We start from the raw sequence: 4,363 nt of genomic DNA on the forward strand, positions 1-4,363 counted from the left end.
GGCGGTCTCCGACGGGTGGTCACCTGCCGGGGCAGGAACGACCAAGAGCCGTTCGGTGTCGCGGGTTCCCGCCCCGGGCGGGCCGGGTCAGGACGTGCGAAGGGTCTCGCCGGCCGGTGAGGTGCGGGTGAACCAGGTGCGCGTCTCGTCATTGTCGAGGACGCGGGTCAGTTCGGCGGTGCCGGGGAGCAGCGGGAAGAAGCGGTCGGCGTTCCAGGTGCGCGGGTACAGCGGCTCGTCCAGCACGAGCAGGCGCCGGCCCTCCACCACGGGGATGTCGTCGGGCAGCCCCTCGTTCCAGATCCGCTCCCCGTCCGGCGCGAGAAGCTCGAACGCCCCGGCCGCGGCGGTGCCGCTGCGCCCCTGGGCGGGTTCGGGGTCGGTGGCGAGGCGGACGCTCTCGGCCGAGGGCGGGGTGCCGGGCAGGTGGCCGCCGCCGACGAGGACGTGGGCGAGCAGGATGTGCAGCTGGAAGTTGTCGCCGATGCCGCCGATGCGGACCTCGTAGCCGGTCCCGGTGGGGCGGTGCAGCACCACGATCGGCTCGTCGTCCAGGACCGCCAGCGCGTGGGCGAGGCACGTGAGATCGTGCCGCCCGAGGGCCGCCAGGTCGCGGCACAGGGGCAGGAGCGCGGACGCGTGGCGGCGGCGCACCTCGGTGCTGCGGCACAGTACGGCCAGCGCGGGCGGCTGCCACTGCTCGATGGAGCACCAGGCCAGGGCGAGCCGCAGCGCCTGGTCCGGCTCCGCGCCCAGGCGCTCCAGCAGCGCGTCGTCGATGATCTGCTCGTCCGGCTCCGGGAGTTCGTCCCCCGCACCGCCAGCGTGCCAGCGGCGGGCGAACTCCAGGGCGTCGGCGAGGTCCTGGCGGGTGCCGTCGAGGATCGGCTGCGCGCAGGCCGCGGGGTCGGCGCCGCGTTCCACGCAGAAGCCGGCCGCCGTCGCCAGCAGCGGACGCGGGCCGGTGGGCGGGAAGGCGGGGAGCAGTGCGGCCAGCCGGGGGCCGGCCTCGGCGCGTTCGGTGTCCGGCGCCGACTGCACGACACGCATCGCGGTGTTGAAGGCACGTTCGGTGCGGGCACCATCGCGGGCGTCCACGGCCTGTTCCAGCTCGGCCAGCGCGCCTGCCAGGGCCTGGCCCTTCGGTTTCCTCCGGAAGATCATCGGCACACCCTAGGACCTGGGTCCGACAGGAGTCACCGGACCCCGGCTTCCGCACCACCAGGTGCACCCGATCCGCAGGAGACGAAGGCCCGGCGGAACCCGGCGCGCGTTTCACGTGTGGGGCCGGGGTGTTGATGGTCCTCCCGCGCTCGTCGGTTCACGGGAGGACCGGTTCCCAAACCGACGAGCGCGGGCAGCGCCGCCGGGGGCGTTGCGGCCGGTTCCGGTTCCGGCCCGCGGGATCCGCTGCGCCGGATTCCCGCCCGGCGGGAAGACCCGCTGCCGGGCGTCGAACCGCCGGCCCACCGCCGCACATCCTGCTGTCGGCCGCACCCCCCTGCCAGGTGCCGGGACCCCGCGGCCGTCGACCCGGGACAGGGGGCACGGTGGCGGACGCCGACATCGATACCGGCGGGCACGCACCGCCGGGGCCCGGTCTGGCCGAGCTCCTGCTGGCGGCGGCCGCGGTAATGGAGCGCGCGGGGGAGCTCGTGCCGCTCGCCGTCACCCTGCGGCCCGCCACCTCCACGATCCAGCTCACCGGCACCTCGGCGGCGCCGATGGCCGACCAGCGGGTGAGCATCGACCGCCTCGAGGCGTCGCTGCCCGCCGACGACCCCGCCTTCCGCCAGATCGTCGGCCGCCGCCACAGCTACGGCATCAAGGCCGAACTCCCCGGCGGGATCCGCCTCCTCGCGTTCGCCGTCACACCGTGGCAGACCCGCCCCGATCCCGACGACCGCACCACCACCACCCGGTCGAGCGCGGCGATGCTGCGCGAACTCGCCCCGTGGGCGGCCACCGTCGACGCCGGCCTGGTGGACGAGCTGACCGTCGCCGATCTCGGTCGCGGCCACGCCACCCACCTCATCCTGCACGACAGCGCGGACCCGCTGCGCGCGGTCGAGGCCGTCACGGCGGACCTGCCCGCCCGCGTCGAGCGCCGCCCCATGGGGGCCGCGGCCCGCGCCATGCTCCCCACCGGGCACTACCTGAGAGTCGTCGCCGACCACGCGCCCGCACCCGCCGCGCGGGCAGGCCCGGCGACGGCCGCCCGGCCCGAGCCCGTGAACGCTGCGGACCGCGTGGCCGACCTGGCCGCCCACGCGGCCCGGCTGCGCGAGCAGCGCAACACCCCCGCCCCGCCCGCAGCAACACCACCCCTCCCGCCGGTACACCGGCCGGCGACCGACACCCACCAGCAGCACCGGCACGGACAGCACCGCCGCGATCCTCCCCCCGGGGCCCGGCCCGGCTGACGACCCGCCCGTCCGGAGCACCTGCCCACTGAGCTGCGACGATCCGGTCTCTACAAGCCCCCGTGCCGAGACATACGACCCGGCGACGGCCGCCGGACCGCTCGCCGGTGTCCCTCGACCGACGGCCGGTGCCCGATGAGTAGCTCACCGGGCCCGCGACCCGGGCCGTGGCTGTGGCCGGCCCGCGCTCCCGGGTAGTCACCCCCGGTGCCCGGCCCCCAGGGCTGCCGTCCATGCCCCGTGGTCCATCTCCTCGGCCCACTCGAGCAGCCGCTGCTCCCGGGCGCGGCGCTCGTTCTCCTCCTGGTCGGCCAGCATCTGGTCGTACCCGTCGAGTTCGGGCCGGGACCCGTTGACAAGGACCTTGATCCTCTCGTCGTTGTCGCGTCTGTCCTGCGCCGCCTGCACGTCCGGGTGGCCGTCGAAACAGCCGTACCAGGGCCCGGCGTGGCCGGGCGCGACCTCGTCCGTCGTGCCGCGGGCCGCCAGCCGGTCCCGCGTGCGCAACCACGCGTCCGAACCCCGGGTGACGCCGAACACGGCCAGGAGCGCGGCCATCTGATCGCAGGTCGGCAGTGCGAGCCCGGCCAGGAGCCGGTGGGCGGTGCTCCTGCCGACCCGGTGGCCGAGCCGCGCGGTGCGGTTTTCGATGTCGCGGTAGGTCAGGCCGGCCCGCATACGGGACAGGCCCTGTCCCAGGGCGGCGGTCGTGCGCACCTGGTGCGGACGCCGGTAGCGTGCGGCGTCCGCGCGCGGGGTCCGCTCGACGCGGGCCGCGTCCCACCGACGACAGGCTTCCCGGACACGCTGCGGGTCCCCGGCCGAGTTGCGCCGCACCCACTGGTCGTACGGTTCGGGGCTGCCGGCCGCGGGCCCGGGCGCCGTCCCCGCCCGGGACGCGAAGGCGGCCCGGGCGAACATCTCCACGGTCTGCCGCGAGGGGACGCCGGCGCCTGTCACGGCCCGGCTGAGCGTGGAGGCCGACAGCGCCACCGCCGTTCCCGACGGAGCCCTGTCCGCAGGGCCGCCGGGGGCAGCCAGCGCCTCGGTGCGTCTGGCCAGTTCACGGAAGCCGACGCCGCTGCGGCGCTTGAGCTCCAGCAGGTGGCGGACCAGGGCGCGCAGGCGGGGGCCCGCGTCCGGGTGGAGGGGCTCGGCCGTGCGGGCCACGGTCACCGCCGACCGCGGTCGCGGCGACGTCCCTGGCCCGCGCCGACGGTACCGGCCCGGGCCAGGAGGCGGTCCAGGGCGCCCGTGGCCACGACGGCCAAGGCCTCGGGAACGGACCGGCCGGCGGAGAGCAGGACGACCACCACCACGACGACGACCGTGTCGGGGCCGAAGCGCCACCACGGCAGCGGGCTCAGACGGGACCGCAGGCCGCGCACTGCAGCGGGTGCGCACAGAGAAGGGAACACCGATGCTCCAAAGGGGAGGTAGAGGCGGCCGGGGCGGATGCCGCCCCGGCGCCGGTCCGTCGTCCGGACCTTGTCGATGACCTACCTTCCGCTGCAAGCCCGGTCCTCGCGAGTTCGTTCCGGGCACCGATATGACGACGTCTTCGCGGGCGAGATCCTGCGGTACGCCATGGCGTCGCAGGTCAGCGGACACGCGACCCCTCTCCTGGCAGGCGCATTGATGCAATCCTGTCCGCGCCCGAGCCAGCGCCCGGCGCTGTCGGCCGCCGATCGCGCCCGCGGGCCACCGCACGCTCAATCGACCGAGGAGGGGCCGGCGACGTCATGCCGGGCAACCAGCGCCGGCCTGCCGACGACTGCCGGGACGAGCCCTGACGGTCACTCTCTCCCGGCGCCTTCAGAACGTGGTTTACCCGGCGGCCCGGCCTCCTGCCGCACTACTCTGACCTGCGGCGGCGCCCGCCGGCACGAGACGCACACCTCACCCCGCCGGGCGCCGCCGCACACCCGCCCCGGCCGCCC

4 protein-coding genes are annotated in these 4,363 nt (G+C 76.0%); 1 reads left to right on the forward strand and 3 read right to left on the reverse strand.

From position 1 onward, the window contains the following. Positions 1–87 precede the first annotated feature (87 nt). On the reverse strand, positions 88–1,164 hold the full coding sequence (locus AA75_RS32950) for a hypothetical protein (RefSeq protein ID WP_033824001.1): 1,077 nt from the start codon (positions 1,162–1,164) through the stop codon (positions 88–90). Positions 1,165–1,550: 386 nt separating this feature from the next. On the opposite strand from AA75_RS32950, the gene AA75_RS32955 reads away from it, so the two are divergent. Beyond that, positions 1,551–2,423, forward strand: a complete 873-nt coding sequence (locus AA75_RS32955; RefSeq protein ID WP_033824002.1) for a hypothetical protein — start codon at positions 1,551–1,553, stop codon at positions 2,421–2,423. 198 nt (positions 2,424–2,621) lie between these two features. Here AA75_RS32955 and AA75_RS32960 read toward each other — a convergent pair whose 3' ends face one another. Then, the gene (locus AA75_RS32960) at positions 2,622–3,599 is read right to left on the reverse strand and encodes a hypothetical protein (protein WP_033824003.1); all 978 of its coding nucleotides are present in this window, start codon (positions 3,597–3,599) and stop codon (positions 2,622–2,624) included. Beyond that, positions 3,596–3,841: a hypothetical protein gene (locus AA75_RS32965; protein ID WP_149038514.1), complete on the reverse strand. Its 246-nt coding sequence runs from the start codon at positions 3,839–3,841 to the stop codon at positions 3,596–3,598. Before AA75_RS32965 ends, AA75_RS32960 begins: the two co-directional genes overlap by 4 nt. Positions 3,842–4,363 lie beyond the last annotated feature (522 nt).

Source organism: Kitasatospora sp. MBT63 (genome assembly GCF_000710465.2).
Lineage (GTDB): Bacteria > Actinomycetota > Actinomycetes > Streptomycetales > Streptomycetaceae > Kitasatospora.

Bases quoted from the DNA above. Each gene is read 5' to 3' on its own strand.
- AA75_RS32950 (WP_033824001.1), bottom strand. From the start codon at position 1,164: ATGATCTTCCGGAGGAAACCGAAGGGCCAGGCCCTGGCAGGCGCGCTG.